At 63.0% G+C, this 26,144-nt stretch carries 29 protein-coding genes; 11 read left to right on the forward strand and 18 right to left on the reverse strand.

The annotated features are described in order from the left end of the window. Window positions 1–67: 67 nt before the first annotated feature. A complete protein-coding gene (locus LAC81_RS03325) occupies window positions 68–2,401 on the forward strand; it encodes an EAL domain-containing protein (RefSeq protein ID WP_223726711.1) in 2,334 nt (777 codons plus the stop codon). 145 nt (window positions 2,402–2,546) lie between these two features. Further along, complete coding sequence (locus LAC81_RS03330; RefSeq protein WP_113537911.1) at window positions 2,547–3,335, forward strand: L,D-transpeptidase family protein; 789 nt, start codon at window positions 2,547–2,549, stop codon at window positions 3,333–3,335. A gap of 76 nt (window positions 3,336–3,411) precedes the next feature. On the opposite strand, the gene LAC81_RS03335 is transcribed toward LAC81_RS03330, so the two are convergent. After that, window positions 3,412–3,888, reverse strand: coding sequence for a MarR family winged helix-turn-helix transcriptional regulator (locus LAC81_RS03335; RefSeq protein ID WP_113537910.1), 477 nt, complete (start codon window positions 3,886–3,888; stop codon window positions 3,412–3,414). A gap of 115 nt (window positions 3,889–4,003) precedes the next feature. Between LAC81_RS03335 and LAC81_RS03340 the strand changes: the two genes are divergently transcribed. Then, entirely contained in the window at window positions 4,004–4,426 is a 423-nt protein-coding gene (locus LAC81_RS03340; protein WP_192447518.1) for an organic hydroperoxide resistance protein, read from the forward strand. A gap of 116 nt (window positions 4,427–4,542) precedes the next feature. On the opposite strand, the gene LAC81_RS03345 is transcribed toward LAC81_RS03340, so the two are convergent. Beyond that, window positions 4,543–4,755 (reverse strand): alkylphosphonate utilization protein, encoded by a 213-nt coding sequence (locus LAC81_RS03345; RefSeq protein WP_223726712.1) that lies wholly within the window; start codon window positions 4,753–4,755, stop codon window positions 4,543–4,545. Between the two features lie 96 nt (window positions 4,756–4,851). Further along, a complete protein-coding gene (locus LAC81_RS03350; protein ID WP_223726713.1) occupies window positions 4,852–6,414 on the reverse strand; it encodes a helicase HerA-like C-terminal domain-containing protein in 1,563 nt (520 codons plus the stop codon). A 250-nt stretch (window positions 6,415–6,664) separates the two neighbouring features. On the opposite strand from LAC81_RS03350, the gene LAC81_RS03355 reads away from it, so the two are divergent. Continuing rightward, complete coding sequence (locus LAC81_RS03355; protein ID WP_223726714.1) at window positions 6,665–7,057, forward strand: hypothetical protein; 393 nt, start codon at window positions 6,665–6,667, stop codon at window positions 7,055–7,057. Between the two features lie 85 nt (window positions 7,058–7,142). Here LAC81_RS03355 and LAC81_RS03360 read toward each other — a convergent pair whose 3' ends face one another. Continuing rightward, window positions 7,143–8,345, reverse strand: a complete 1,203-nt coding sequence (locus tag LAC81_RS03360; protein ID WP_223726715.1) for a CynX/NimT family MFS transporter — start codon at window positions 8,343–8,345, stop codon at window positions 7,143–7,145. Beyond that, window positions 8,345–8,977, reverse strand: coding sequence for an NAD(P)H:quinone oxidoreductase (wrbA, locus tag LAC81_RS03365; RefSeq protein WP_223726716.1), 633 nt, complete (start codon window positions 8,975–8,977; stop codon window positions 8,345–8,347). The genes LAC81_RS03360 and wrbA overlap by 1 nt, the downstream gene beginning before the upstream one ends. A 101-nt stretch (window positions 8,978–9,078) precedes the next feature. Between wrbA and LAC81_RS03370 the strand changes: the two genes are divergently transcribed. Further along, window positions 9,079–9,990: a LysR family transcriptional regulator gene (locus LAC81_RS03370; RefSeq protein WP_223726717.1), complete on the forward strand. Its 912-nt coding sequence runs from the start codon at window positions 9,079–9,081 to the stop codon at window positions 9,988–9,990. On the opposite strand, the gene LAC81_RS03375 is transcribed toward LAC81_RS03370, so the two are convergent. From LAC81_RS03375 to LAC81_RS03385, 3 genes are all read right to left on the reverse strand, one after another. Then, on the reverse strand, window positions 9,987–11,147 hold the full coding sequence (locus tag LAC81_RS03375; RefSeq protein ID WP_223726718.1) for an MFS transporter: 1,161 nt from the start codon (window positions 11,145–11,147) through the stop codon (window positions 9,987–9,989). The two genes, LAC81_RS03370 and LAC81_RS03375, sit on opposite strands and share 4 nt — an antisense overlap. Window positions 11,148–11,291: 144 nt before the next feature. Continuing rightward, window positions 11,292–12,128 carry an aldo/keto reductase gene (locus LAC81_RS03380; RefSeq protein ID WP_223726719.1) on the reverse strand — a complete coding sequence of 279 codons (837 nt, stop codon included), beginning with the start codon at window positions 12,126–12,128 and terminating at the stop codon, window positions 11,292–11,294. 103 nt (window positions 12,129–12,231) lie between these two features. Next, window positions 12,232–13,413 (reverse strand): MFS transporter, encoded by a 1,182-nt coding sequence (locus LAC81_RS03385; RefSeq protein WP_223726720.1) that lies wholly within the window; start codon window positions 13,411–13,413, stop codon window positions 12,232–12,234. Window positions 13,414–13,549: 136 nt separating this feature from the next. Between LAC81_RS03385 and LAC81_RS03390 the strand changes: the two genes are divergently transcribed. Beyond that, complete coding sequence (locus LAC81_RS03390) at window positions 13,550–14,443, forward strand: LysR family transcriptional regulator (RefSeq protein WP_223726721.1); 894 nt, start codon at window positions 13,550–13,552, stop codon at window positions 14,441–14,443. A gap of 20 nt (window positions 14,444–14,463) precedes the next feature. Here LAC81_RS03390 and tam read toward each other — a convergent pair whose 3' ends face one another. The 6 genes from tam to LAC81_RS03420 all read right to left on the reverse strand — a co-directional run bounded on the left by tam (window position 14,464) and on the right by LAC81_RS03420 (window position 19,117). Further along, window positions 14,464–15,234 (reverse strand): trans-aconitate 2-methyltransferase, encoded by a 771-nt coding sequence (gene tam / locus LAC81_RS03395; protein WP_223726722.1) that lies wholly within the window; start codon window positions 15,232–15,234, stop codon window positions 14,464–14,466. A gap of 11 nt (window positions 15,235–15,245) precedes the next feature. Next, window positions 15,246–15,908: a haloacid dehalogenase type II gene (locus LAC81_RS03400; protein WP_223726723.1), complete on the reverse strand. Its 663-nt coding sequence runs from the start codon at window positions 15,906–15,908 to the stop codon at window positions 15,246–15,248. Window positions 15,909–16,087: 179 nt separating this feature from the next. Further along, window positions 16,088–16,648 carry a phosphatase gene (locus tag LAC81_RS03405; RefSeq protein WP_113537899.1) on the reverse strand — a complete coding sequence of 187 codons (561 nt, stop codon included), beginning with the start codon at window positions 16,646–16,648 and terminating at the stop codon, window positions 16,088–16,090. A gap of 106 nt (window positions 16,649–16,754) precedes the next feature. Continuing rightward, window positions 16,755–17,438: a YoaK family protein gene (locus tag LAC81_RS03410; protein WP_113537898.1), complete on the reverse strand. Its 684-nt coding sequence runs from the start codon at window positions 17,436–17,438 to the stop codon at window positions 16,755–16,757. Window positions 17,439–17,546: 108 nt separating this feature from the next. Next, complete coding sequence (locus tag LAC81_RS03415; protein WP_223726724.1) at window positions 17,547–18,587, reverse strand: zinc-dependent alcohol dehydrogenase family protein; 1,041 nt, start codon at window positions 18,585–18,587, stop codon at window positions 17,547–17,549. Beyond that, window positions 18,584–19,117 carry a GNAT family N-acetyltransferase gene (locus LAC81_RS03420; protein WP_223726725.1) on the reverse strand — a complete coding sequence of 178 codons (534 nt, stop codon included), beginning with the start codon at window positions 19,115–19,117 and terminating at the stop codon, window positions 18,584–18,586. Before LAC81_RS03420 ends, LAC81_RS03415 begins: the two co-directional genes overlap by 4 nt. Window positions 19,118–19,269: 152 nt before the next feature. On the opposite strand from LAC81_RS03420, the gene LAC81_RS03425 reads away from it, so the two are divergent. Further along, the gene (locus LAC81_RS03425; protein ID WP_113537895.1) at window positions 19,270–20,151 is read left to right on the forward strand and encodes a branched-chain amino acid aminotransferase; all 882 of its coding nucleotides are present in this window, start codon (window positions 19,270–19,272) and stop codon (window positions 20,149–20,151) included. Between the two features lie 86 nt (window positions 20,152–20,237). On the opposite strand, the gene LAC81_RS03430 is transcribed toward LAC81_RS03425, so the two are convergent. The 3 genes from LAC81_RS03430 to LAC81_RS03440 form a co-directional block, all read right to left on the reverse strand. Then, window positions 20,238–20,753: a hypothetical protein gene (locus tag LAC81_RS03430; protein WP_223726726.1), complete on the reverse strand. Its 516-nt coding sequence runs from the start codon at window positions 20,751–20,753 to the stop codon at window positions 20,238–20,240. 219 nt (window positions 20,754–20,972) lie between these two features. Continuing rightward, entirely contained in the window at window positions 20,973–21,560 is a 588-nt protein-coding gene (locus tag LAC81_RS03435) for a TetR/AcrR family transcriptional regulator (RefSeq protein ID WP_223726727.1), read from the reverse strand. A gap of 158 nt (window positions 21,561–21,718) precedes the next feature. Continuing rightward, window positions 21,719–22,057 carry a hypothetical protein gene (locus LAC81_RS03440; protein ID WP_223726728.1) on the reverse strand — a complete coding sequence of 113 codons (339 nt, stop codon included), beginning with the start codon at window positions 22,055–22,057 and terminating at the stop codon, window positions 21,719–21,721. A gap of 219 nt (window positions 22,058–22,276) precedes the next feature. On the opposite strand from LAC81_RS03440, the gene LAC81_RS03445 reads away from it, so the two are divergent. Then, on the forward strand, window positions 22,277–22,879 hold the full coding sequence (locus tag LAC81_RS03445; protein ID WP_104667710.1) for a superoxide dismutase: 603 nt from the start codon (window positions 22,277–22,279) through the stop codon (window positions 22,877–22,879). A gap of 84 nt (window positions 22,880–22,963) precedes the next feature. On the opposite strand, the gene LAC81_RS03450 is transcribed toward LAC81_RS03445, so the two are convergent. Next, a complete protein-coding gene (locus tag LAC81_RS03450) occupies window positions 22,964–23,659 on the reverse strand; it encodes a helix-turn-helix transcriptional regulator (protein WP_223726729.1) in 696 nt (231 codons plus the stop codon). A gap of 131 nt (window positions 23,660–23,790) precedes the next feature. Between LAC81_RS03450 and LAC81_RS03455 the strand changes: the two genes are divergently transcribed. From LAC81_RS03455 to LAC81_RS03465, 3 genes are all read left to right on the forward strand, one after another. Beyond that, on the forward strand, window positions 23,791–24,423 hold the full coding sequence (locus LAC81_RS03455) for a LysE family translocator (RefSeq protein ID WP_223726730.1): 633 nt from the start codon (window positions 23,791–23,793) through the stop codon (window positions 24,421–24,423). A 236-nt stretch (window positions 24,424–24,659) separates the two neighbouring features. Further along, entirely contained in the window at window positions 24,660–25,106 is a 447-nt protein-coding gene (locus LAC81_RS03460; RefSeq protein ID WP_223726731.1) for a c-type cytochrome, read from the forward strand. 110 nt (window positions 25,107–25,216) lie between these two features. Continuing rightward, a complete protein-coding gene (locus LAC81_RS03465; RefSeq protein ID WP_113537888.1) occupies window positions 25,217–26,131 on the forward strand; it encodes a c-type cytochrome in 915 nt (304 codons plus the stop codon). The last annotated feature ends 13 nt before the right edge of the window (window positions 26,132–26,144 follow it).

Consider the following 26,144-nt stretch of genomic DNA (forward strand, 5'->3'; position numbering starts at 1 on the left):
TTGCTCGTCTAACGTGAAGTGGGGAAAGATCGACCAGCGACGTGACGATAAACGTCGGGAGGCCTCTTTGGCGAAGAACACGTCCCGCAATCCGCGATATGCTGCCCTGAATGCCGGCGGCAACGAGGATACACGTCGCCTGATCGATGCCAGCCACCGGCTAGCGGAAGAAGTTGCGCGCATCTTTCCCGCCGAGCCCGACATCGCCGACCGCCACTACTGGTTGGAAACGATGATCAACCACGTGCCCGACTACATCTATGCCAAAGATGTCGAGGGGCGGTTCCTCATTGCCAACCAGGTGACTGTTGCCGACAACGGGCTCGAGGCGCTGAAGGACATCGTCGGCAAGACCGATTTCGATCTCCATCCGCCGCAGATGGCACAGGTGATCGCCGAGATCGAACGTCGAGTCATCGAAACCGGGGAGCCGATTTTCGGCATCGAAGAGCGGGCAATCGTCAGCAAGGGCCGCGACCGCTGGCTGATGACCTCCAAGGTGCCGCTGCGCAACAAGCTCGGCAAGATCGTCGGCATCGTTGGCGTGTCGCGTGATATCTCCGACCGCAAGGCCGCCGAACGTCTGCTCGAAGGGCAGGCTCGCCTCTTGGAAATGATCGCAAACAGTCGGCCGCTCGACGAGTTCTTCCGCGACATGATCCTTTTGATCGAGGCCCTGATGCCCGGCATCAAGGGGTCGGTGCTGTTGCTGTCGGCCGATGGCCGCTACCTTTTCCACGGCGCGGCGCCGAGCCTCGACGAGAGCTATTGTGCGACGATCCATGGCGTCGAGATCGGCCCGCGCATGGGTTCCTGCGGCACGGCCGCCTGGCGCGGCGAGCAGGTAATTGTCTCGGATATTCTCGCCGATCCTCTCTGGGACGACTATCGCGAACTCGTTCGTCCCTATGGTTTCCGCTCCTGCTGGTCGACCCCGGTCCATTCGCGCGACCGCAAGGTGCTTGGCACCTTTGCGCTCTATTCCGGCTCGGTCAGCGTTCCCGACGATGGCCAGAAGGAACTGATTGCGATGGCAACGCATCTGGCCGGTATCGCCATCGAGCGCAAGCAGGCGGAGGACCGCATCAGCTTCATGGCGCATCACGATGCGCTGACGGGCCTGCCCAACCGCGCGCTGTTCGAGGAGCAGGTCGCCGAGGCACTCGAGGCCCTGCGCGGTACCGTTCAATGGGCGGTGCTCGCCTTCCTCGATCTCGACAATTTCAAGCTGGTCAACGACACGCTGGGTCATGCGGCCGGCGATGAACTGTTGAAGATCACCGCGTCGCGCATGCGCTCGTCGGTGCGCAAGTCGGATATGGTCGTGCGCGTCGGCGGCGACGAGTTCATCCTGCTTTTGAATGGCCTTCCCTGCGAGCGGGACGTCGTGCTGGCAAGACTTGAGGATATTCGCCGCGCCATCGCCGCGCCGATGCAGATCGAGGGCCGGAGCCTGCAGGTCACCTGCAGCATGGGGGTCGCCTGTTTTCCCAATCAGGGCAAGACCGTCGGCGAACTGCTCGCCAATGCCGACATGGCGATGTACCGGGCCAAGGAGCTCGGCCGCAACAATTTGCAGGTCTTCACCGAGGAGATGGCTGCCAAGGCGCACGAGAAGCTGCGGCAGCAGGAGGAGTTGCGTGAGGCGCTGGCGCATGAGGAGTTCTTCCTGCAGTTCCAGCCGCAGATGAACCTTGCGAACGGCCGCGTTTTTGCTGCAGAAGCGCTGCTGCGCTGGCGGCACCCGGAGCGGGGCACGGTCTCGCCGGCCGAGTTCATTCCGCTTGCCGAAGAAACCGGGCTGATCGTGCCGATCGGCGACTGGGTGTTGCGGGCGGCCTGCCGCCAGGCCAAGGGCTGGCAGGATGCCGGCCTGCCGCCGCTGATCGTCAGCGTCAACGTTTCGGCGCGTCAGTTCCGCGAACGCAACTGGGCCGGCCATGTGGCGGCAATCCTGGCTGAAACCGGGCTTGAGCCCTGTTGCCTCGAACTGGAGCTCACGGAAAGCCTGATCATGCAGGACGTGCCCGGCGCAATCGCCACCATGCACGAGCTGCAGGCGATCGGTGTGCATCTGGCAATCGACGATTTCGGTACCGGCTATTCGAGCCTCAGCGCCCTGAAGCGCTTTCCCGTGCGCCGCCTGAAGATCGACCGTTCCTTCGTCGCCGACATTCCTGTCGATCTCGACGACAACGCGATCACCGCGGCGATCATCTCGCTTGCCCAGAATCTAGGTCTGCGTGTCATCGCAGAAGGTGTGGAAAACCAGGCGCAGGTCGAGTTTCTTCGCCAGAGCGGTTGCGACGAGATTCAGGGCTACTTCTTCAGTCGGCCGCTCTCCGCGTCCGATTTCGAAACGCTGATGCGCCAGCCGCGCTTCAACGCCCACAGCGTTTGAGTTCTCTCCGATTCACGCCACGACGCAAGCTTCGGTCCAGCCGGAAATGCAAGCATCGCCCCATTCCGAGGGGCTGGCGCGTAGTATTTCGTTAAGCAATTTCATGCAGCACTCCTCAGGCCGCACTCAAGCCCTTCAGAGTTCGATGTCCTCTTCAGTCCTCTTTTCTCGCCGTCAGTTTCTGCGCTCGTCCGGATTGGCAGTTGCCTCCGCCGGCCTTGCGGGCTGCACCTCCTCGATGAACACGGATGTCTTCCGCTACGAGACTGCGCCGGTGTTCCGCAATCCCGCGATCGAAGGGCGCTTTACCGATCCGCGCGCCGGCGGCATCTATGAGGGGCAGGATGGCCCGGGACCGGTTCCGACCGGGCTTCCGCCGCAGGGCCTCTATGTCTCGGACATCTATGCCTCCATAAGCGATGGCGGCTATCAGGTGCCGGAAGTGCCTTTCCGACAGATCGACGCCCGGTTCTATCGCCAGGAGGTCAGCGATCCCTTTGGCGAGCAGCCGGGAACGATCGTCGTCGATACCGGCGACCGCTACCTCTACCTGATCCAGCCGGGCGGCCGGGCGTTGCGCTACGGCGTCGGCCTCGGCCGCGAGGGTTTCGCCTGGTCGGGCCGCGGTGTCATCCAGTGGAAGCAGAAGTGGCCGCGTTGGACCCCGCCGGACAGCATGGTCGCCCGCCAGCCGCATCTGAAGCCCTATTCGGCCAAGAACGGTGGCATGGCCCCGGGCCTCAACAACCCTTTGGGTTCACGTGCGCTCTACATCTTCCAGAATGGTCAGGACACGCTCTACCGCGTCCACGGAACGCCCGAATGGAAGTCGATCGGCAAGGCCGTCTCGTCCGGTTGCGTGCGCATGCTGAACCAGGATGTCATGGATCTCTATGATCGTGTACGCGGCAAAGCGCCGATCCTCGTCATCTGACATCCGCGGTGCGTCGTGTTGAGCGCACTCCGCCATCTCATGAGGTGGCCGCCTCCGCAATTTCGGGAGGCGGCAGTCAGTCCGCGCCGTGGCCGGCATTGAGCTGCCGCGTCAAGTGATGCAGCGTTTCCCGGATTTCACCGGCTTCTTCCAGGCTGCAGCCTGACGCCTTGCCGATATCCATCAGAATGCCGAAAGCCTCGCTCTTGAGGTCGCGGCCCTTCTCCGTGAGGCGAACGATCACCTGTCGTTCGTCGCTCGGATCGCGCTGCCGTGCGACAAAACCGGCTGCTTCCAGGCGTTTCAGAAGCGGCGACAGCGTTCCGGAATCGAGCCCGATCTCCTCGCCGATGCGCTTTACCGTCATCTCGTCCTGTTGCCAGAGTGCGAGCAGCACGAGATATTGGGGATAGGTAAGCCCGAAACGATCGAGCAGCGGCTTGTAGGCACGGTTGAAGGCATGTGCCGCCGAATAGACGGCAAAGCAGAGCTGCTTGCCGAGCGCTAGCGCCTCCTCCGGGATTGTCTCGCTATGTGTCGCCTTGTTTGCCATGGTCGCATTTTCGCAAAAACACGTCCAAAACGCAATTTGCAAAATTGATTTGCGCGCAATTGAATTTTGCGATATCTAATTCGCATCCACTCGGAACCGCAAAGGAGACCCGCCAATGCCCATTCTCTATCGCACCACTGCATCCGCAACCGGTGGCCGTGCCGGCCAGGCCAAGAGCGCAGATGGCGTTCTCGACATTACCCTCACCGTTCCGAAGGAACTCGGCGGCGACGGCGCCCGCGGCACCAATCCGGAGCAGCTGTTTGCCGCCGGCTACTCAGCCTGTTTCCTCGGCGCCCTGAAGTTCGTTGCCGGCAAGGAAAAGGTAAAGCTTCCGGAAGACACGACGGTGACGGGAACGGTCGGCATCGGCCCGCGTGAGGACGGTACCGGTTTCGGGATTGACGCCGCACTCGAGATTTCGTCGCCGGGCGTCGACAAGGCGGTGCTCGAAGACCTCGTCCAGAAGGCACACATCGTTTGCCCCTATAGCCACGCGACCAAGGGCAACATCGACGTCAAGCTGACGGTTGCCTGATATCTGGCCTGCAATCCAAAACAAAAACCCGGCGGGTTCTTCCGCCGGGTTTTTGCGTTCTCAGGGACTATAATGCTCGTCCAGCCACAGCGCAGCAGGCCGGCGGCAGGGGAGAGCTATGCCTTCTTCAAAAATTCAGTACGCAGCACCAGGCCTTTGATCTTCTCCACCCGGCACTCCACTTCGTCGGGATTGTCGGTGAGGCAAATGCCCTTTACCATCGTGCCACGCTTCAGCGTCGTCGAGGTGCCCTTGACCTTCAGGTCCTTGATCAGGGTTACGTTGTCGCCGTCCTGGAGGATGGCGCCGTTCGAATCTTTAACGTCCATGCGTATGTTCCTTTCAAAATAACGACGCGCCCCGATCGAGATCAGGGCGCGGGCAAGAATATCGGCCTCGAGCTATGCGCGCGGGCGCGGCCATGTTCAGCGCCGGCTGAGGCTGCCGAGGATGCCACGCACCAGTGCGCGGCCGACCTGGGTTGCGACGGTGCGGGCGACCGATTTCATCGCCGCTTCGACGACCGTCTCGCGCTGGTAGCCGGAGCTGCGCGGGCGAGCCTGTTTCCCTGCCGGCGCGGCATCATCGTCGTCGCCGAAGCCCGGAAGCGTCCAACGGCTGCCGCCGGCATTGGCTTCGGTTGTCTGCTGCTCGGCCTGGGCTTGCGCATCGGCGGTCTTCTTGGCGCGTGCGGCCAGGATCTCATAGGCCGACTCGCGGTCGAAATCCTCGTCGTAAAGGTCGCGAACGGGGCTGACGTCCATCACCTTCTGGCGCTCGGCCTCGGTCAGAGGGCCGACGCGTGACTGCGGTGGGCGCACCAGCGTGCGTTCGACCATCGACGGCGCACCCTTGCCTTCAAGCGTCGAGACCAGCGCTTCGCCGGTACCGAGATTGGTGATGACGGTGGCGCAGTCGAATTCCGGGTTCGGGCGGAAGGTGTCGGCGGCGGTCTTGACCGCCTTCTGGTCGCGCGGCGTATAGGCGCGCAGCGCATGCTGCACGCGATTGCCGAGCTGACCGAGAACCGTGTCCGGGACGTCGAGCGGGTTCTGCGTGACGAAATAGACACCGACGCCCTTGGAGCGGATCAGGCGCACGACCTGTTCCACGCGTTCGATCAGCGCCTTCGGCGCGTCGTTGAAGAGCAGGTGCGCCTCGTCGAAGAAGAAGACGAGCTTCGGCTTGTCCGGATCGCCCACTTCCGGCAGTTCCTCGAACAGCTCCGAAAGCAGCCAGAGCAGGAAGGTCGCGTAGAGCCGCGGGTTCATCATCAGCTTGTCGGCCGCCAGCACCGAGATCGCGCCGCGTCCGTCATTGGTGGTGCGCATGATATCGCTGATTTTCAGCGCCGGCTCGCCGAAGAAATGCTCGGCGCCCTGCTGTTCGAGGATCAGGAGTTCGCGCTGGATCGAGCCGACCGACGCCTTGGAAATGAAGCCGAACTGGTTGGAAAGCGCGCTGGCATTGTCGCCCATGTAGTTGAGCAGCGCCTGCAAGTCCTTGAGGTCGAGCAGCGGCAGGCCGCCCTGATCGGCGATCTTGAAGGCGATGTTGAGCACGCCTTCCTGCGCGTCGGTGGCGTTCATAAGCCGCGAGAGGAGCAGGGGGCCCATTTCCGACATGGTGGTGCGGACCCGATGGCCCTTCTCGCCGTAAAGATCCCAGAAGATGACCGGGAATTCCTGAAACTCGTAAGGGTTCGTCGGCAGGCCGATCTGTTCTGCACGCTTCAGGATGAAATCCTTGGCTTCGCCGATCGCGCCGATGCCGGAGAGATCGCCCTTCACGTCGGCGCAAAAGACCGGGACGCCGGCGTTGGAAAAGCCCTCGGCAAGGATCTGCAGCGTGATCGTCTTGCCGGTGCCGGTGGCGCCGGTGACCAGGCCGTGGCGGTTGCCGAATTTGAGCTCCAGATATTCGCCCTTGTTGATCGAATCATCAGGCTTGCGGCTGGTGCCGATAAAGAGCTTGCCTTCTTCCAACATGTGGGCTTCATCTCCGTTTTATCAATGAAAGCGGGCGGTTCGCGTCTTTCGGCAAAGGCCCGTCATCGAAATGTGGCTGGCTCTATGTTATAGGTGGTGCGGTTGCGCCCGGCAACAAGCCTGTGCCCGCCTGCAACCGGAATGCAGCCGGCTTCGCGGCCCCTGATCAGCATCGTGGATGGCTTGTCATTCCCGATCTGATCATTTACCTTGACGTCAACGTCAAAAATAGAATGAGGGAGTTTGGTCCATGAATGAATTGGTCACGCGCGTCGCGGAGAATATCGGCATCGATCCGGCAACGGCCGAAAAGGCTGTTGGCATGATTCTCGGCTTTCTGCAGCGCGAAGCCGCTGACGGCCCGGTTGCACAGATGATTGAAGCGATCCCGGGCGCGTCTGAGTTGATCGCTCAGTACAATGGCGAAGGCACGGGCGGCGGCGGTCTGCTCGGCGGCTTGATGTCGGCGATCGGCGGCGGCGGCGTCATGGCGCTCGGCCAGCAGCTGATGAGCCAGGGCCTCGGCATGGGTGAAATCACCGGGCTCGCCAAGGAAACGATTGCCTTTGCCAAGGAAAAGGCCGGCGACGACATCGTCGACGAAGTGGTCGCCTCGGTTCCGGGTCTCAGCCAGTTCGTCTGATCCGCACATAGGTTTTCCGTAGTGCCGAACCCACCGGTTTGCCGCCGGTGGGTTTTTCTTTGCGCTCCGCCTCTGCAGGCGGCCATCACCTCCGCTGCATTTTGGTTCGCAGCGCCCGTTCGAGCGTCGGCGCAAGCACGATGCAGAGGAGGGCGCTGCCGCCGATGAAGGCTGCCCCCGAAGTCCAGCCGTAGAGCTCGATCGCCGTTCCGACTGCGACCGGCCCGATGAGCTGCCCCAGATTGCTGCCCTGCATCAGCAGACCCATCGCCATCGGCGCAAGCGCCGGGCGCGGCGAAAGAATCGGCACCGATGAAATCAGCGTCGCCGGAATGAGGCCGCCGATCGCGGAAAACAGGATGCAAAGCCAAAGGACCAAATGTCCGCCAGACTGGCTCAGGAAGATCCACAGGCCGAACACGCCCGTCAGCAAGGCGGCGCTCGCGACCAGCCGGCCTCGGGCAAATCCTCGGGTGAGAAGATGACCGGCGGCCAGATTGCCGATGACGTTCACCAGCGTGATGACGGCGCTCAGGAGGCCAACGGTACCAAGCGAGACGTGCAGGCGCTCGATCAACAGGATCGGCAGAAAACTCGAAAGCGTAAAGCTCATCAGACTGTAGAGCGAAAACAGCACGAAAAGCAGCATCGGGCCGCGGCTCGTGAGCGTCTCGGCCGCATCGCTACGGAAAGTGGTGTCGCCGCCGGGTGTTGCCGGAGATGGTGACACCGCCAGGAAGACTAAAGCGAGGCTCGCCAGCGTGAGCAAGCCATTGCTCCACCAGATCGCTTGCCAATCGGCAAAGACCGGACCGGTCAGCATGGCGATTGCCATGCCCGCGGGCATGAAGCAGCTCCAGAGTGCAAAGACGAGGTCGCGTCGATCCGTTGTCACCAGGCGCATGAGAATAGCCGGGCCGGCAACGACGACCAGCAGGAAGCCGAAACCTTCGACGATGCGTGACAGAAGAAGCAGCGCGAACGCCGGGCTGGCTGCTCCCGCGAAGGAGGCGAGCGCCAGCAGGGCCATGCCGATTGCGAGCAGACGCCGGTCCCCGGCTGCCGCGACGAAGGCACCCGCCGCCATGCCGCCGATGACGCCGACGACGGCGAAGACTGAGGTGATCCAGCCGAGGGCGGAGAGATCGAGACCGAGGTCGGACTGCAGCATGGGTCCGGCAATCAGCCCCTTGCCGACCTGCATGGCTGCGACCACGCCGGCGGTGACAACCGTCATCACACCCGGCCAATCGGTTCTTTCTCGAAGGAAGGTTGCGGCCGTGGCCATCAGGCGATCTCCCCCACGCGCGCACGTCCGGCGACCAGCGCCGCTGCGAGTTCTGCGACGTGGCGTCCCTGGAAGCGCGCGCCTTCCAGCTCGTTGGCGCTCGGTCGTCGGTCACCACCATTGCCGTCGTCGGCGAGGGTCGAGGCGCCATAGGGCGATCCGCCGGTGATTTCGTCCATGCGCATCTGACCCTTGAAGCTGTAGGGCAGGCCAGCGATCACCATGCCGAGATGGAGAAGCACAGTATGGGTGGCAAGGATCGTCGATTCCTGGCCGCCATGCTGGCTTCCCGTCGAGGTGAAGACGCTGCCGATACGGCCGACCAAGGCGTCCCGCGCCCAGATACCGCCTGCCTGATCGAGGAAGTTTTTCATCTGCGCCGCCATGTTGCCGAAGCGTGTCGGCGTGCCGATGACGATCGCGTCATAGTCCGGCAGCTCCGCGACGGTCGCAATCGATGCATGCTGGTCGCGCTTGTACCCCGCCTTGATGGCTACGGCCTCCGGCACGATTTCGGGAACCCGCTTCAGCGCGACCGTGGCGCTGGCGGCGCGCGCGCCCTCGGCAACGGCCGTCGCCATCGTCTCGATATGACCATAGGATGAGTAGTAGAGGACGAGTATCTTGACCATCGGTTTGCCTCCTGCTGAGCACTTGCTGTTCGGAGGATGGGGGCTTTCCTTGATCTGGTGAAGTGAGATAAAATTCATCAAATTGATCTATGGAATCGATCATGCTGGATGCCCTGACGCTCGATCAGATGCGGACCTTCGTTACCGTCGCCGAAAGTGGGAGTTTCCGCGCGGGCGCTGCCCGCCTTTCTCGGGTGCAATCGGCGGTCAGTCATGCCATCGCCAATCTGGAGAGCGAACTTGGCGTTGCGCTCTTCGACCGCTCGGGCCATCGGCCGGTGCTGACGCCGGAAGGGCAAGCGCTGCTTGCCAATGCCCGCGACATCTTGCTCAGGGTAGACGCCATGCGGGCCCGAGCACGCGGACTTGGCGAGGGGATCGAGCTCGAGCTTTCATTGATCGTCGACACGCTTTTCCCGATCGAGACCATCGGGCTGGCCCTGAATGAGATGCGGACGATCTACCCCACTGTTTCGATCCGGCTTGCGGTTTCGCCGCTCGGCGGGCCGCTGGATGGTCTCGTCGAACGCCGCTTCACCCTTGGCATCATGGTCGGCGAAGACTTCCGCGATCCGGCGATCGCCCGTCAGGCACTCGCGACGGTTCAGCTCGTTGCGGTCGTCGCGGCGCAACATCCCCTGGGGCTGAGCGCCCGCGATGGCGTACTCGAAAACGCCGAGCTCGCCGACCACCTGCAGATCGTGCAGTCCGATCCATCGCAGCGAACGGCAGGACGGGATTTCGGCGTACTCTCGCCGCAGACCTGCCGCGTCAGCAGTCAGGACACCAAACATGCGATGATCCGGGCAGGCCTCGGCTGGGGCCGGTTGCCGCTCTGGCAGGTACAGCGGGATCTCGATGAAGGCCGCCTCGTGCGTATGCCGACGGCAGCCCTTGGCCGTAACAGCCAGATCGGCGCCGAGTGCTATCTCACTCACCGGATCGACGAGCCGCTCGGACCTGCTGCGCGGGTTTTCGGGGAGGCGCTTGCCCGGCTCTGTGCCGCGGGCTAGCGCCGACCGGCAATCACGAAGGTTAGGGTGAAGATCACGAGCACCGCGCCGACGCCGATCGGACCGGCGACCGGATCGACAAAGTTCATCAGTGCGCCGGTGGCGCCGGAACCGGCAGCACTGCCGGCCGCATAGGCGAGCGAGAAGGCGGCGCTGCCGGCAACCAGCATGCTGCCGCGATATTCTTCACCGAGCATGGTGAGCGCCGCCGTATAGAGCGCGAAGCTTGCCGCACCGATGAAGGCGAAGCTGAGTAGCAGGGCGATATCGGAGGACAGGAACGGCACGAGCAGATAGCCGGTGGCGGCGACGGCGGCGGCCGAAATCGCCACCCGGCGGCGCGGCAACCGGTCGAGCAGCACGCCGATAAAGGGCTGGGCAAGGGCTGTGGGTATTGCCAGCGCCGTAACGCTAAGGGCGGCAAAGGCCTGGCTGTGACCGGTCTTGACGAAGTAGACCGGCATGGCCGAGATCGCCGCGATATCGGCAAAGCCGAACATCAGCACCATGAGGATCAGCATCGGCGCCTTCGTGAAGAAGGCGAAGAGGTCACGCGTCGAGGAAGGCTCTGGTCGCGTGCGCGCGCCCATGGTCAAAAGGCCGGTGAGAAACGCGACGAGCGCGATGTAGATCGCAAGCAGCGCAAAGCCGAGACCGCCGCTGGTGCCGAGCAACGGGATCGCCAGCGGGCCGGCGGCAAAGCCGCCACACATGCCGGCGCCGTAAAGCCCGGAAACACGACCGCGCAGCCGGTCCGGACAGGCCGTATTCAGCCAGGCTTCGCCGAGCATGAAGACCATGCTGACGAAAAAGCCAAGGGCGAAGCGCGCAATAAACCAGATGGCGAGCTCTGAGGTATAGGCAAGCGTCGCAAGACAGATAGAGCAGCCGCAGAGACTGGCGATGATCAGCCTGTCGGCGGAGGCGAGCCGGGTCAGCCGGCCGAGAACCAGGGTCGCCACACCGAGACCGGCGGCAAAGCCCATGGCATTGAGGCCGATCATGCCGGCAGAAACACCGCGGCTTTCAAGCGAAAGTGAGATCAGTGGATAGGTGAGCCCCTGCGCCACCGAGAAGGCGGTGACGCCCAGAACGACGGCGATGATCGCCGGCCAGTCGGGCGCGAAATCGCTTGGCTGTGCCTCATGCAACGACATCTCCCCCTCCCTCTGATCGGTGTCCTTGAGGCGATGTCCATAGCCTATCCGCCGCCGGCGGGGAATTGGCCGGCGGCGAAATGACGGAGCGGGATTAGGAAAAGCGTGTGCGGTTTTCCGCCCGCATCGCGCCCCAACCTAAGATCAAGCGGCCTTGTCCCAGGCGGGAGCAAGGCCTTCCGGGTTGACGATGCGGCCATCCGCGCGGGCAAGGGCGTGGATCTCGGCCATTTCGCCGTCGCCGAGCGCGAAGTCGAAGATCGCGAAGTTTTCTTTCAGGCGATCGACCGTCGCGGTCTTCGAAAGCGTGATCACGTCCTTCTGCTGCACCAGCCAGCGAAGCGCAACTTGCGCGGCCGTCTTGCCGTGGCGGGCGCCGATCTCCTTCAAGAGCGGATCGTTCGGCACTTTGCCGTTCGCCATTGCGTAGTAGGCGGTGATCGACATGCCATGCTTGCGCGCCGTTCCAAGCACCTTTGTCTGGTCGAGATAGGGGTGGTACTCGACCTGATTGGTGGCGATTGGCGCATCGCTCAGCTTCACCGCCTCTTCCATCTGCGCCGTGTTGAAGTTGCTGACGCCGATATGGCGAACCTTGCCGGCCCTGTGCACTTCGTTGAGGGCGCCGATGCGCTCGGCCATCGGCACGTCGCTGCCGCCCGGCCAATGCAGGAGAAGCAGATCGACATGGTCTGTCTTCAGCTTTTTCAGGCTCTCGTCGACCGAGGCGAGGAAGTCGCGATGCGCATATTTGTCGACCCAGACCTTGGTGGTGAGGAAGATGTCGGCGCGCGAGACGCCGGAATTGTGGATCGCTTCGCCGACCTCGGCCTCGTTGCCGTAGATCTGTGCGGTATCGATATGGTGGAAGCCGAGTTTGAGCGCTTCCGGCAGCACCCGCAGCACGTCTGCGCCTGGCATGCGGAAGGTGCCGAAACCGAGCGCCGGAATGTTGGCGCCGTTGGAATTGACGGAATGCATGATGTGTAACTCCTTGTGCATGACCTGCTGAACGTGACGAGCGCCCGGCCATGGGGCCGGGCGAAAAAGGAACGATCTATAGGTGGTCCTCAGGGACAGCGGTTCAAGCCGGTTGGTAGGCCGCGCCGGCCCGCCGATCAAGTGCGCCGCTCAGAACTGTAAGCAGCAGGGCGGCAGCGACGAGCAGGGCGCCGATAACGGGCGTCATGCCGAGGCCGAGCGGCGAGGCGACGATCACGCCGCCGAGCCAGGCGCCGACGGCAATGCCGAGGTTGAAGGCCGCGATGTTGAGCGCCGAGGCGACATCGACGGCGCCCGGACGGTGCTGTTTGGCAAGCTGCACGACATAGAGTTGCAGGCCAGGGACATTGGCGAAAGACAGGAAGCCCAACGCCGCAAGTGTCGCCAGCGTCAGCACTGGCGAGGGAGCGGTGAAGGTGAAAAGGACCAGCACGGCTGCCTGCGCCAGGAACAGGCCGATCAGCGCCTTTACCGGGTCGCGGTTGGCGATCTTGCCGCCGGCAATGTTACCGATGGCAATGGCGATGCCATAGAGCACCAGGATCAGACTGACGGCGCCTTCCGAAAAGCCGGTGATGTCCTGCAGGATCGGCGCCAGGAAGGTGAAGGCGACGAAGGTGCCGCCGTAACCGAGCGCGGTCATGGCAAAGACGATCAGCAGGCGGCCGGAACCGAGCACGCGGACCTGATCGATGAGCTTGGCCGGCGGCGCCTTGGAGAGCGTGTTCGGCAGCAGGGCAACGATCGCGGCGAGCGCGACGACGCCGAGACCGGTCACGGCCCAGAAGGTGGCACGCCAGCCGAAGGTCTGGCCGATCCAGGTGCCGAGCGGCACGCCGGTAACGATCGCGACAGTGAGGCCCATGAACATCATGGCGATCGCGGAGGCGCGGCGGTCTTCCGGAACGAGGTCGGCGGCGATGGTAGAGCCGACCGAGAAGAACACGCCATGGGCAAAGGCGGAAATGACACGGGCGACGAGCAGCGGTTCATAGCTTGGCGAGAGTGCCGCGGCAGCATTGCCGACGATGAACAGCGCCATCAGGCCGATCAGGAGCGGCTTGCGCTCGATCCGGCCGGTGAGGGCAGTCAGCACCGGCGCGCCAAAGGTGACGCCGAGCGCATAGACGCTGACGATCAGGCCGGCGAGCGGCAGGGTAACGTTGAGGTCGGTAGCGACCGTCGGCAACAGGCCGACGATCACGAATTCCGTTGTTCCGATCGCATAGGCCGCGATCGTCAGGGCGAGGATGGCAATGGGCACGACGAGACCTTTCCCACCCGGCTGGGAGGGCCGGGCGTGGTTGTTGTTGAAGTCGGGCGGAATATGAGCCTTTGCACTCCGCGTGATAATACGCATAATCGGACAAGTGACTGTGAATTGGCTTCAAAGGTGAAAGATGGATAACCGGGCGGGTGAGATGGAGGTCTTCGTTGCGGTTTCGGAGACGCGCAGTTTCTCAGCGGCCGCGCGGCGGCTGACGCTTTCGCCTTCGGCCGTCAGCAAGCTGGTGACACGTATCGAGGATCGGCTCGGCACCCGTCTTCTCGTGCGCTCGACCCGGACCCTGCAACTGACGCCGGAGGGGGAGGTCTACCTCCAGCGGGCGCAACGGATATTGTCGGACATCGCCGAGACCGAACAACTGGTCGCCGCCGGTGGCCGCATGACGCCACGCGGGCTGTTGCGGGTGAATGCGGCGGTCGGCTTCGGTGAGCGCTACATCATGCCGCTCGCGCCGGAATTTCTGGCTCGCTATCCCGAGGTGCAGCTCGATCTGACGCTGACCGACAGCATGATCGACGTCGTTGGCGAGCGCGCAGACGTGGCGATCCGCACCGGACCGTTGCGTGATTCATCCTTGAAGGCGCGCAAGCTCATGGACAGCCGGCCGGTGGTGATCGCATCGCCCGACTATCTGGAAAAACATGGGATCCCGCAAACGCCTGACGATCTCGACGGCCACAATTGCATCCGCTTCAACTTCCGCCGCAGCGTCGACGAATGGGCGTTCCGCATGCCCGGGCAGCCGGCCGCGGAACTCCGCTCGGTCTTCGGCAACATGCAAGTATCGAGCGGTTCGATCGTCCGCCAGCTTTGTCTTGCCGGCATGGGCATTGGCCGCATCGGCCGTTTCCACGTTGAGCCGGATTTCGAAGCCGGCAAGCTCGTGCCGTTGCTGGAAGACTATCAATCGGGCGAGATCGAGACGGTTTATGCCGTCTACGCCGGCCATGAGCATCTCGCCGCCCGTATCCGTGCCTTCATCGATTTTCTGGTCGATCGCATGTAACGGCGACAGGCCCGGATGCGCTACGCCTTCACCGCGACGATGAAAATTCGGGGAAAATGCAACAGCACCTTGCCGTCGCTCATGGCAGGATAGGCAGCGCGGATCCGGTTCGTATAGGCGGCAACAAAGGCGTCGCGCCGGTCTTCCGGCACAGCGTCGAGATAGGGGCGCAGGCCCGTACCTTTCACCCATTCGACGATCGCTTCGGCATTGGCCAGCCGATGGTGGTAGATCGTGTGCCAGACCTCGATGCTCGCCGCCTGCGGCGCCAGACACTCGACATAGGTCGCCGGCCCCGGCATCGGATTGCGGCGGATGGTCTTGCCGGCAAAGACCTCGGCAAAGGCAAGGCTGCGGGCGGTTTCCTCCATCAGCAGATGGCTCGGCTCGGCGAGATTGTCCGGCATCTGCACCGCGAGCGTGCCGCCCGATGCAAGGGCGTCCATCAGCCTTTCGAAGATTGCGAGGTGGTTCGGAAGCCATTGGAAGACCGCGTTGCCGTAAAACAGCGATGCGCCGGAGGGTGGGATCCAGCTTGCAAGATCCGCCCGTTCGAAGGTGATGCCGGGCAGCCGCTTGGCCGCCGCAACGAGCATGTTCTCGTCGCTGTCGAGGCCGGACAGCGTCGCTTCGGGAAAACGGTCGCGGATGAGTTCGGTGGAATTGCCGGGCCCGCAGCCGAGGTCGAAGGCGAGTCCCTCGGGCAGCTCAGGCACTTGGGCGAGAAGATCTCTGGCTGGTCGGGTGCGTTCGTCTTCGAACTTCAGATATTGCGCAGGCGACCAGACCATGGGGAAATCCTTCAGATGCCGAATTGCAGGCTTTCGAGAGAGGGCAGGATCAGCGCCGGCCCGTGATCGCGATACTCGTCCGGCATGTCCGCCCGGTTGATCCAGACGGTGCGGAAGCCGAACTTCGTCGCCCCGGCAATGTCCCAGCGGTTCGACGACTGGAACGAGACTGCGTGCGGGTAGAGCCGGTAGCTGGTGGTGACGAGATCGTAGACGGCGGGCGCCGTCTTGAATGCCTTCACCGCGTCGACCGAAAAGACGTCGTCGATGACGATGTCGAGCGCGGCATTGCGCACCGCGGATGCGAGCATCGCCGGCGAGCCGTTGGAAAGGATGGCGATCCGCGCGCCGCGCTCCTTCAGCCCCTTCAGGACCGCCGGCACCTCCGGATAGCAGTCGAGCGTCCAGTAGGCGTCGAGCAGGCGCTTGCGAAGTTTCGGGTCGGCGGAGGGAAAACGCGCGAACGCATAGTCGAGCGACTGTTCAGTCAGTTGCCAGAAGTCCTGGTAGCTGCCCATCAGCGAGCGCACCCAGGAATATTCGAGCTGCTTGGCGCGCCAGAGTTCGGAGAAAGCTTGCCCGTCCGGACCGATCTCCTGCGCGTGGCGTCTGACGGCCGCATGCACGTCGAAGAGCGTGCCGTAGGCGTCAAACACATAGGCCGCGTGGGACATCTTTTCCTCCCGTCTTTTGTCTTCGGCGCTGGGATGACACGGCGATAGGGCCACGTCAAAGCCTATCCGAAAACAAAGGCTTACAGCATCATGCCCGATCGGGCAGCCAACTGTCACCGTTCTTTCGTGGGATCATGTCAAATATTTGTGCGATGCACAACGGCTGCGGATTTCTTGCTTCAACCTTTGGCCGGTTTCCAGACTTTTGCCGGAAAGCGCAGCGCCTGCTTGGCAAGCTTGCCTTTGAGGCCGAGCGCCGTGTCGCAGAGGTTGACCACGTGACGGTTCGGTTTGGCTTCCGGTCGCAGCGCATGCAGTGCGGCGGCGGCGTCTTCCGGCGGCATGTAGCGCGCGAGGATGCCGAGCGTCAGCGCCGTCGCGCGGCCGATGCCCCGAAGGCAATGGATGAGCAGATGGGCGTCTTCGGGCAGACCGTCGACAAAAGCGAAGGCAGCGTCGATCGCCTCCGGGCGCGCCGCATCCGGTTCGTCCGGATCGGTGGTGTCGCCGAAAAAGAGTTCCAGATGCCTTTCCGGCGGCAGTTCGATCATCGAAAGCAGCCGGCTGCCGGGCGCGCGGACGGAGATCAGATGCGTCGGCGCCCAGAGCGCGCGATTGTGCCGCGCTTCGGTCTGCGAGCTGACAATGGCCCGTATCGGCCAGCCGGCCGGGTGTGCCGGATTGGCGTTGAGAACGGGATGGTAGAGTTCATCCCCGGTAACGGCTGCCGCAAGCGCCATGGCAGGACCTCGCTCGTGATTCTTTCATGCGGATTTTGCCCTGAAACCGGCCGAGGCTTAAGAGCAAAATCATGGGATAGGCGAAAAGCGGCCATCGGGCGGGGCGTCAACCCGAATGGATATAGCGCCGCGACCAGCGGGACGGCACGAGAACGGTGGCAAGCGCGAGCCCGGTGCTGAGCGCAAAGGACGCCCAGAGCGCGACCGCGCCGAAGTGGCGCTGCAACAGTGCGCCGGCGACAGCGCCCGAGAACATGCCGAGCCAGGGCACGATCTGCACCAGCCACTGGCGGTTCCTGTTGCCGAGCAGAAAGCGGCCGAGGCCACGCCCGAAGCGGGAAAGCGCGCCGGTCACGTAGGTAAGCCCGATCGGCAGGCCCTCGATATGTTCGACTGCGGCATTCACCAGACCCATGGCAAGCACGACGCCGTAGAAATAGAAGGGCTTCGGCATCCAGCTGCCGAAGCCGGCGCAGAGCATCAGCACGAAGCTGACGGATGAGAGAACGCCGACGACGCCGATGCGTGCGGCCGCGATCACGCCGAGCGCGTTGCCGATGATGAAGGCACCGAGCGCGCCGACGAGCAGCAGGGCGCCGGTGACATCGCCATCGCCAAGCGCGATTGCCGCCCGCGTCGTGTTTCCGCTCATGAAGGAGACGAAGTCGCCGATGCTCAAGAGCCCGATCGCGTCGGTCATGCCGGCGAGAAACGAGATCGTTGCGGCAATGGCGAGCGCCGTGCCGGTCCGCTGCCGCTTGATCAATCTTCGCCGTCTCGCAATGGTCATCTGCCTTGCCCCCGATTGGGGACAAGGCTAGCGCATCCGGACGGTGAGTCGGAATGGGCGCTCGTCATATTGCCTGCCGGATGTGGCGTTTCCGGCTTGCCGTGGCCATCAGAAGCGCGTGATGACGCTGATGCCGAGATCGGTGGCGCGGTCCATGGTGGTCAGCGCAGGGATGGCCTCGGCAAGCGAGATTTCCCGGCCGATCAGCTGCTGCGGCTTCAGCTTGCCGTCGGCGATCATCGCCAGCATGGCGTCGTAGCGCCAGGCCTGCATGCCGTGGCTGCCGTAGATCTCGAGTTCGTGGCCGATCACCTGCGCCATCGGGATCTGCGGTGTCGCCTGGTCGCCGAGCATCAGCCCGACCTGGACGTGGCGACCGCGCCGGCGCAGGTTCTTGATCGAGTTGAAGCAGGTCACAGGATTGCCGAGCGCATCGATCGAGACATGTGCGCCGCCACCGGTGATATCCTTCACCGCCGCCGCCACGTCCTCAACCTCGCGGCTATTGATCGCCGCAACCGCGCCGATCTTCCTGGCGAAGGCGAGCTTGTCTTCGGCGATGTCGATCGCGATCGGCTGGGCGCCGAATGCCGCCGCGATCATGATCGCCGAAAGGCCGACACCGCCGCAGCCATGCACCGCCACCCATTCGCCGCCCTTGACCTTGGCCTGGTCGGCGACGGCGCGGAACGAGGTGGCGAAACGGCAGCCGAGGCTCGCAGCCGTGGTGAAGTCCATGCTTTCGGGCAGATGCACGAGGTTCTGGTCGGCGAAATCGAGCGCGACATATTCGGCAAACGAGCCCCAATGGGTAAAGCCCGGCTGGAACTGCGCCTCGCAGACCTGCTGGTTGCCCGAGCGGCACTCCCCACAGCGACCGCAGCCGGAAACGAAGGGCACGGTGACGCGGTCGCCGACCTTGTAGCGCATCACGCCGCGACCGGCCGCGGTGACCACGCCCGCCAGCTCATGACCGGGCACATGCGGCAGGCGGATGTCGGCGTCATGGCCCATCCATCCATGCCAGTCGGAACGGCAAAGCCCGGTCGCCTCGACCTTGACGACGACGCCGTTTTCGGTCGGGGTCGGGTCGGGAAGGGGCCGGATTTCCGGCGTCTTCTCGAACGCGTCGTAATACATGGCTTTCATCGCGGCGCTCCTTGCAATGTCTGAATGGGGGCGGCGCGACCATCGATGTGCCGCGCCATAAGAATTTCGTCGATTTCGTCCTCTCCGTCGAGGAGCCCGCCCGGAACACGTCCGATTTCATGGAACCCCTCGCGTTCGTAGAAGCGGATTGCGGTTCCGTTGTCGGCGCGGGCGACAAGCTCCAGCATCCGGATACCGTCCGAACGCGCATGTCCGGTAAGACGGGCGAGAAGCTGGCGCGCCACGCCGGACCCGCGTGCCTTGCGGCGAACGTAGACCATGATGATGGTGGCCCGGTGCGCCATCCGGCTGGCGCGCTGCCGCATCAAGCCCATGATGCCGACGGGCTCCTCGCCGTCGAGAGCGACGAAGACGGCGTTGGCAGCAAGCCGTGCCTGCCATTCGGCAACAGAAAGCCGCGCCCAGTCCGCTTCGGTCGAGGCGAAGGCCTGTGGCTCGCGATGGAGTGCCTCCAGCCGTATGCGGCGGAAGATTTCCACGTCGTCCTGATCGAGATGCCTGATCCGCACGGATGTCCCTTTCCTTTGCGCAAAAGACTAAGCGAGAGGCCGTTCCGGTGCCAGAATGGCCGCCATGACATTTTTTGATAGACCCATTCACCCCGATGCTGTTTTTTCGGGGTATGCGGAAAGACTGGAATAAAAACCTCAAGGAGACGCCGATGGCCGTCGATACATCCCCCCGCTCAGTGACCTGGACTTATGTCGATGGCGAATGGCTCTCGGGCAACCCGCCGCTGATCGGACCGACTTCGCACGCGATGTGGCTGGGCTCGACGGTATTCGACGGTGCCCGCGTCTTTGATGGCGTCGCCCCTGACCTCGATCTGCATTGCCAGCGCGTCAACCGTTCGGCGACGGCGCTTGGCCTGAAGCCGACCATGACAGCCGAAGAGATCGAAGCGCTGACGTGGGAAGGCGCAAAGAAGTTCGACGGCAAGACGGCACTTTATGTAAAGCCGATGTACTGGGCCGAGCACGGCGCCGCCGGTGTCGTCGCCATCGATCCGGAATCGACCCGTTTCGCGCTTTGCCTGTTCGAAGCACCCATGGGCAACGGCCATGGCGGTTCGTCGCTGACGCTCTCGCCGTTCCGCCGGCCGACGCTGGAATCGATGCCGACCGATGCGAAGGCCGGCTGCCTCTACCCGAACAATGCACGCATCCTGACGGAGGCGCGTTCGCGCGGATTCGACAATGCGCTCGTGCGCGACATGCTCGGCAACATCGCCGAGACAGGCTCTTCCAACGTCTTCCTGGTCAAGGACGGTGTCGTCTACACGCCGGCTGCCAACCGCACCTTCCTTGCCGGCATCACCCGCTTCCGCGTCATGACGTTGCTGAGGGAAGCAGGTTTCGAAGTGGTCGAGGCGACGTTGACCATGGCCGATTTCGAAGCGGCCGACGAGATTTTCACCTCCGGCAATTACTCCAAGGTGCTGCCGGTGACGCGTCTGGAGAGCCGTGACCTGCAGGCCGGTCCGGTCGCCGCCAAGGCGCGCGATCTTTACATGGATTGGGCGCACGCGGCGCGCGACGTCTGAGAAACAGAGCCACCGAGTGCGACGTTCCTGCGCTCGGATAGTGCGCCTTGAAGTACGACCACGGTCCGGTCGCTCCCCTCCCGCGATCAGCGGGAGAGGGATATGCGCGCCGTCGCTGCAGCGCGCCTGTGGATCAGATAGGCCTGGACTGAGATGCCCGACAGGAAGATCACCAGCCAGACGAGCAACGTTGTCTGCACGATCGGTGATTCCGGGCCATTTGCGAGCGGCTGCGAGACCGGCAGCCGTCTCAGCGTTTCATTGACCGCCGGCACGATCAGCAAGAAGTAAGTGAACGAGAGGCCGAGTGTCGTCAGGTAGGGTTTCAGGCGTCCGAGGAAATCGACGCGCGCAACGGCAAGGCTCCCGGCGATCACGAGGAGCGTGACGATGCCAAGCGCATGCCCTGCATTGAAGCCGCCGGTGCTCGACAGCCCCGCCGTCGTCAAAACGGTGAGGAGGAGAGTGGCGAGATAGATCTTGCCGGAGCGCGTCGCAGGATCGATCGCGCCATAGCGGGCGAAACCGTAGAGCCCCGCGGCGACGGGCGCTAGGCTGATTGCCGTATGTATGATGCCAAGGGTGGACAGCGGATTTGCCATGATCTTGCTCCTTCGAATATTGCCGACCGACTAGTTGGTCAGTGTTGGTTCAAAAAAAGAAATGCGCTTGCTGCTTCTGCCGGCGCATCGGGTACGTTCAAGTTGGACTTTACGGCTGCTACAGACTGGCCGCCGTTACCGTGGGAACAGTCCTTGCCGATTTTGTGTCGACATTCTTGCACCTTGATGACGCCACGCCAACGCCGGCGGGATCTTCGATCACGTCGGCATTCTGGCCAGAAGCTGATCCAGTGCGCGACGGGCGATAGCCGAAAACACGGCGGGATCTGAGTCGGCGACACGCGCCGCAAGCATGGCGCCGTGAACGGAGGCAATCAAGCAATCGGCCGCCACTGCCGATCCGTGTTCGGCCTTGAGCAAACCTTGGGCGACGCCGTCCTCGATCACCGCACGGAGCCAGCTGGCGAGATCGGCGAAATGGCCACGCACCTGCTGAACGACGGTTTCCGGCAATGAGGGGATCTCGGAAGCGAGCAAGGCGCCGATGCAGAACGGCATGTCCTGTCGGCGAATGCAGTCCTCCCAGAAGCCGATATAGGCTTCAAGCCGCGCAACCGGATCGGCGACGGCAGCCAGCAGCCCTTCGACGTGGCGGCGATTGTTCTTGCGATAACGCGCAAGCACCATTGCCGCCAAATCCGCCTTGCTCGGGAAGTGATGATGGATCGTTGCCTTGCCGACACCCACTTCAGGCGCAATGTCGGCATAGCTGAAGGCGTTATAACCCCTCGACACCATCAGGCGTTCCGCGACGGCCAGGATCTTTTCGTAGGTCTCGCTCACCATCATTATTGTTCTACCAACTAGTCGGTCGGTACTCAAGTGCCGAGCGCACCTAGCCGGAGAGGCGCTTTGGAAAGCGATCGACCTGCCGGTGGTTGATCCGGCAGGTCGGCAGTCACCTACGAAATGATTGGTGTGGTCGTCGGGTCAGGATTGGTTGCCTACCTGGCCTTTGCCGGTGCCTTGATGGTCACCGTCTCCGGCGTCAATTCGCCGCCGAGTTCGACGGTCTTCTTATGCTTGTCGTAGACGCAGATCTGCGTGACAGCGGTTTTGGAGCCTTTCGGCGTGCCGATCACCAGTGCCAGGCCGAAGCTTTTCGAACCGAAGGGATCGACCACGGCGCTTGCCTTCTCGAGTGACGTGGCGGCCGAAAGGCACTTCTTGGAAACCTCCGTCCGGAACGCCTCCCATGCATCGCCGGAGGAGGCAGCGGCGTTGGACGCAAACAGGGCCGCGGCAGCGGAAAGAGCGAGGGCGGGGATGAGGCGCTGGGGCATGGGCGGTCCTTCATGCAAGGTTGTAGCGCTGGCCACGCTGCAAGCAAACCGTGGCACGATTGTGCTCGAAAGTGTCATGCTTTCAAAATGATGTTGAAAGTATATTCCGTGGGTTGAGGAAAAATTGGCATTGCATCGGTTGCCTCCATGGGGACCGGTGCCTATGTTCCCGCTCACAGATTTCCCACGCGAAATCCCATGCCAAGAGGAGATGCCCACATGGCTTTCGAATTGCCGAACCTTCCCTACGACTACGATGCGCTGGCGCCCTACATGTCGCGCGAGACGCTCGAATATCACCACGACAAGCACCACCTTGCCTACGTGACCAACGGCAACAAGCTTGCTGAAGAAGCCGGCCTCTCCGACCTGTCGCTCGAGGAGGTCGTCAAGAAGTCCTATGGCACCAATCAGCCGCTGTTCAACAATGCCGGCCAGCACTACAACCACATCCACTTCTGGAAGTGGATGAAGAAGGGCGGCGGCGGCACCAGCCTGCCCGCCAAGCTCGAAGCGGCCATCAAGTCCGATCTCGGCGGCTACGACAAGTTCCGCGCTGACTTCATCGCCGCCGGCACCGGCCAGTTCGGCTCGGGCTGGGCGTGGCTCTCGGTCAAGAACGGCAAGCTCGAAATCTCCAAGACCCCGAACGGCGAAAACCCGCTCGTTCACGGTGCTTCGCCGATCCTCGGCGTCGATGTCTGGGAACACTCCTATTACATCGACTACCGCAATGCCCGCCCGAAATACCTCGAAGCCTTCGTCGACAGCCTGATCAACTGGGACTACGTGCTCGAAATGTACGAAGCGGCTTCCAAGTAAGTCGCCCGATTTCGACGCATGACCTTTGGACCCGGCGCTTGCGCCGGGTCTTTTCGTTTGGGCTGCGCGCGGATGAACGATGCCTTAGGCCGCTGTCGGTGGTGTCTTCCAGCCGCTGATCCAGAGCTCCCTCAGGCGATTGCCTTCGCCTGGGAAATAGGCGTCCGCGGCTTCGCAATGCTCCACGCGGTCGGCGCGGAAGTTGCGGATCGCCTGCCGTAACTCACACCAGGCAACGAGATTGGCGGTTTCCGAATAGTAGATCAGCGCCACCGGCCGGATCATCCGTTCCGTGGCACGACCGAGCTCGTCGCGATAGTAGAGCTCGAGCTTCTGCTCGTCGCGGATTGCCCGGCGGACCAAGGCGAGATCGATGCCTGCGGGCGAGGGAGCGATGGTGCCCCAGGCATGCAGGGCCTGGGAACGAAAGGCGCGCCTGAGCGGCTCGGGCACCGCGGCCGTGATCTTCTTGTTTACGCGGCCGGCGGCCGCCTTCAACTCCTCGTCGCCGGTTCGCGACAGCAGCGCCAGCGCCACGGCGATCGCTTCCGTTTCTTCGATCGAGAACATCAACGGCGGCAGGTCGAAGCCCGGCCGGAGGATATAGCCGATGCCGCGGCCGCCTTCGATCGGCACACGCATCGCCTGGAGCGCGGCGATGTCGCGGTAGATCGAGCGCACCGTCACCTCCAGCGTCTCGGCCATCGCCGCGCCAGTCACGGGCTTTCGCGCGAGCCGGAGGATCTGGATGATCTCGAAAAGCCGTGCCGCCTTGCGCATCGAAAACCGCTCCCGCCGTCAACGCTCCTGACAATACCTTGTCAGTTGCCAGGATTTATACCATCAGCCAACGAATTGAAAAAACAGCAATTCGTCTTGAGAATTGAAAAATCGGGCGATGGACAACTGACATGACCTATACGGAAAACCTCTGGCTCTTCTTCACCTTGCTGTTCGGCATCATCATCGTGCCGGGCATGGACATGGTCTTCGTTCTGGCGAACTCGCTGACCGGTGGGCGCGCCTCCGGCCTGTCGGCGACGGCCGGCATCATGGCGGGGGGCGTCCTGCACACGCTCTATGCGGCGCTCGGCGTCAGCGTCATCCTGCATCTGGTGCCCGGTCTCTTCAACGTGCTGCTCGTCGCCGGTGCGGGCTATATCGCCTGGATCGGCTTTTCGCTCATCAAGAGCTCGATCACCATCGGTGGGATAGAAGGTTCAGATCGGCTCTCCCGCTGGGCGAGTTTCCGCCAGGGCGCGCTGACGAGCCTGATGAACCCGAAGGCCTATCTCTTCATGCTGGCGGTCTACCCGCAGTTCCTCAAGCCGCAGTTCGGGCCGATCTGGTCGCAGGCCCTTGTCATGGCCGCGATGATCGCGACGACGCAGTTCGCAATCTACGGCGGGCTGGCGCTTGCTGCCGGCCGCGGTCGTGATTTCCTGGTCGGCAGCCCCGCCACAACGGTGTGGATCGGCCGCGCCGCCGGCGTCGTGCTCGTTCTGGTCGCGGCCTTCACCATCTGGCAGGGCTGGGCGCATTGATCGTAGTGAGGGTCGGAGATGAAGTATAAACATGATTATAAAATTCATGTTTATACTTCGGGCTCGTCGAAATCCCGGAATTACAAGCCGGCCGTTCGAAATTCCGTTGTCGTAACAAGCACATCAAAAAAATGTTACTTCCGCTGGATAATCAAGATGACATCATGCCGGCGCATTGGACATGAAGGCTAGCCAGGCAGATTCGCCAAACAGATTTGATTGACCGGGAGATCCTGATGAAAATACGCGCACTGATGTTGGCTGCCGCACTTGCGGGCCTGGGTGTTACTGCCGTGACCGCAGCCGACGAGCCGCAGGTGGTTCGCCAGCAGGCGATGAAGAAGGTCGGTGCAGCGACCGGCGCGCTTGCCGGCATTGCCAAGGGCGAGAAGCCCTACGATGCCGAAGTCGTGAAAACGTCGCTGACGACGATCAGCGAAACGATGAAGACCTTCCCCGACCATTTCCCGGTCGGCTCGGAGACGGGACACGAGACCGAGGCGAGCCCGAAGATCTGGGAAAACCTGGATGACTTCAAGGCCAAGGCCGTCAAGCTCGGCACCGATGCCGAAACCGTTCTCGCCCAGCTCCCCGCTGACCAGGCGGCCGTTGGCGCTGCCCTCGGTGGAATCGGCAAGGACTGCGGCAGCTGTCATGAGAGCTACCGCCTGAAGAAGAATTGACGGGCGTCGATTTCGCATCATGTTGAATATGGGAGGCACGCGACTTTGAGCCGCGTGCCTCTACCTGTATTTGGGGCCCGTCGGTTTGCGGCAGGGCACGAGGGGTGACAATGGGTCGTCGCACGAGAAAGCTGATATCAGGTCTTGTGGTGCTGGGCGTCGTCGGCGGAGCAGCCTTCTGGTGGCTGACGAAGCCGGCGCCATGGAGTGCCTCCCACTGGGAAGGGCTCGGTGAACCGGATCTCGCCAATGGCGAACAGGTCTTCTGGGCGGGCGGCTGCGCGAGCTGTCATGCCAAACAGGGCGCCGAAGGCGATGCGCGCCTGGTCCTTGCCGGCGGTGCGCCGCTGAAGAGCCCGTTCGGAACCTTCCATGCGCCGAACATCTCGCCGGACGAGACCGCCGGCATCGGCGCGTGGACACTTGCCGAGTTCGGCAACGCCATGACCCGCGGGGTAGGGCGCAATGGCGAACATCTCTACCCCTCGTTCCCCTATGGCTCCTACACGCGAATGACGGCGAAGGACGTCAACGACCTCTGGGGCTACATGAAAACCCTGCCAAAGAGCACCGACGTGGCGCCGCCGCACGACCTGCCTTTCCCCTACAACATGCGGATAGCGCTCGGTGGCTGGAAGCTGCTGTTCCTCACCGACAAGCCGCGCGCCGGCGTCGACGGCAATGATCCGAAGCTCACGCGCGGCCAGTATCTCGTCGAGGGACCGGGCCATTGCGGCGAATGCCACACGCCGCGAAATGCAATTGGCGGCTTTGAGCCCGAGCAGTGGCTTGCAGGAGCGCCAAACCCGGAAGGCCAGGGCCGCATCCCCAACATCACGCCCGGGTCCAAGAGCATCGGCGGCTGGAGTGCATCGGACATCGCCTCCTATCTGGAAACCGGCTTCACGCCGGAATTCGATTCCGTCGGCGGCTCCATGGTCGAGGTGCAGAAGAACATGGCGAAATTGACGCCGGCCGACCGGGAGGCGATCGCGAGCTATCTCAAGGCAATCCCGGCGCTCTGACCCTTGATCTTCG

It is taken from the genome of Ensifer adhaerens, assembly GCF_020035535.1.
In the GTDB taxonomy this organism is placed as follows: domain Bacteria; phylum Pseudomonadota; class Alphaproteobacteria; order Rhizobiales; family Rhizobiaceae; genus Ensifer.

Coding starts and splice junctions, on each gene's coding strand:
- LAC81_RS03330 (WP_113537911.1), top strand. CDS start 2,547: ATGTCCTCTTCAGTCCTCTTTTCTCGCCGTCAGTTTCTGCGCTCGTCC.
- LAC81_RS03335 (WP_113537910.1), bottom strand. CDS start 3,888: ATGGCAAACAAGGCGACACATAGCGAGACAATCCCGGAGGAGGCGCTA.
- LAC81_RS03340 (WP_192447518.1), top strand. CDS start 4,004: ATGCCCATTCTCTATCGCACCACTGCATCCGCAACCGGTGGCCGTGCC.
- LAC81_RS03345 (WP_223726712.1), bottom strand. CDS start 4,755: ATGGACGTTAAAGATTCGAACGGCGCCATCCTCCAGGACGGCGACAAC.
- LAC81_RS03350 (WP_223726713.1), bottom strand. CDS start 6,414: ATGTTGGAAGAAGGCAAGCTCTTTATCGGCACCAGCCGCAAGCCTGAT.
- LAC81_RS03355 (WP_223726714.1), top strand. CDS start 6,665: ATGAATGAATTGGTCACGCGCGTCGCGGAGAATATCGGCATCGATCCG.
- LAC81_RS03360 (WP_223726715.1), bottom strand. CDS start 8,345: ATGGCCACGGCCGCAACCTTCCTTCGAGAAAGAACCGATTGGCCGGGT.
- wrbA (WP_223726716.1), bottom strand. CDS start 8,977: ATGGTCAAGATACTCGTCCTCTACTACTCATCCTATGGTCATATCGAG.
- LAC81_RS03370 (WP_223726717.1), top strand. CDS start 9,079: ATGCTGGATGCCCTGACGCTCGATCAGATGCGGACCTTCGTTACCGTC.
- LAC81_RS03375 (WP_223726718.1), bottom strand. CDS start 11,147: ATGTCGTTGCATGAGGCACAGCCAAGCGATTTCGCGCCCGACTGGCCG.
- LAC81_RS03380 (WP_223726719.1), bottom strand. CDS start 12,128: ATGCATTCCGTCAATTCCAACGGCGCCAACATTCCGGCGCTCGGTTTC.
- LAC81_RS03390 (WP_223726721.1), top strand. CDS start 13,550: ATGGATAACCGGGCGGGTGAGATGGAGGTCTTCGTTGCGGTTTCGGAG.
- tam (WP_223726722.1), bottom strand. CDS start 15,234: ATGGTCTGGTCGCCTGCGCAATATCTGAAGTTCGAAGACGAACGCACC.
- LAC81_RS03400 (WP_223726723.1), bottom strand. CDS start 15,908: ATGTCCCACGCGGCCTATGTGTTTGACGCCTACGGCACGCTCTTCGAC.
- LAC81_RS03405 (WP_113537899.1), bottom strand. CDS start 16,648: ATGGCGCTTGCGGCAGCCGTTACCGGGGATGAACTCTACCATCCCGTT.
- LAC81_RS03410 (WP_113537898.1), bottom strand. CDS start 17,438: ATGACCATTGCGAGACGGCGAAGATTGATCAAGCGGCAGCGGACCGGC.
- LAC81_RS03415 (WP_223726724.1), bottom strand. CDS start 18,587: ATGAAAGCCATGTATTACGACGCGTTCGAGAAGACGCCGGAAATCCGG.
- LAC81_RS03425 (WP_113537895.1), top strand. CDS start 19,270: ATGGCCGTCGATACATCCCCCCGCTCAGTGACCTGGACTTATGTCGAT.
- LAC81_RS03430 (WP_223726726.1), bottom strand. CDS start 20,753: ATGGCAAATCCGCTGTCCACCCTTGGCATCATACATACGGCAATCAGC.
- LAC81_RS03435 (WP_223726727.1), bottom strand. CDS start 21,560: ATGGTGAGCGAGACCTACGAAAAGATCCTGGCCGTCGCGGAACGCCTG.
- LAC81_RS03440 (WP_223726728.1), bottom strand. CDS start 22,057: ATGCCCCAGCGCCTCATCCCCGCCCTCGCTCTTTCCGCTGCCGCGGCC.
- LAC81_RS03445 (WP_104667710.1), top strand. CDS start 22,277: ATGGCTTTCGAATTGCCGAACCTTCCCTACGACTACGATGCGCTGGCG.
- LAC81_RS03450 (WP_223726729.1), bottom strand. CDS start 23,659: ATGCGCAAGGCGGCACGGCTTTTCGAGATCATCCAGATCCTCCGGCTC.
- LAC81_RS03455 (WP_223726730.1), top strand. CDS start 23,791: ATGACCTATACGGAAAACCTCTGGCTCTTCTTCACCTTGCTGTTCGGC.
- LAC81_RS03460 (WP_223726731.1), top strand. CDS start 24,660: ATGAAAATACGCGCACTGATGTTGGCTGCCGCACTTGCGGGCCTGGGT.
- LAC81_RS03465 (WP_113537888.1), top strand. CDS start 25,217: ATGGGTCGTCGCACGAGAAAGCTGATATCAGGTCTTGTGGTGCTGGGC.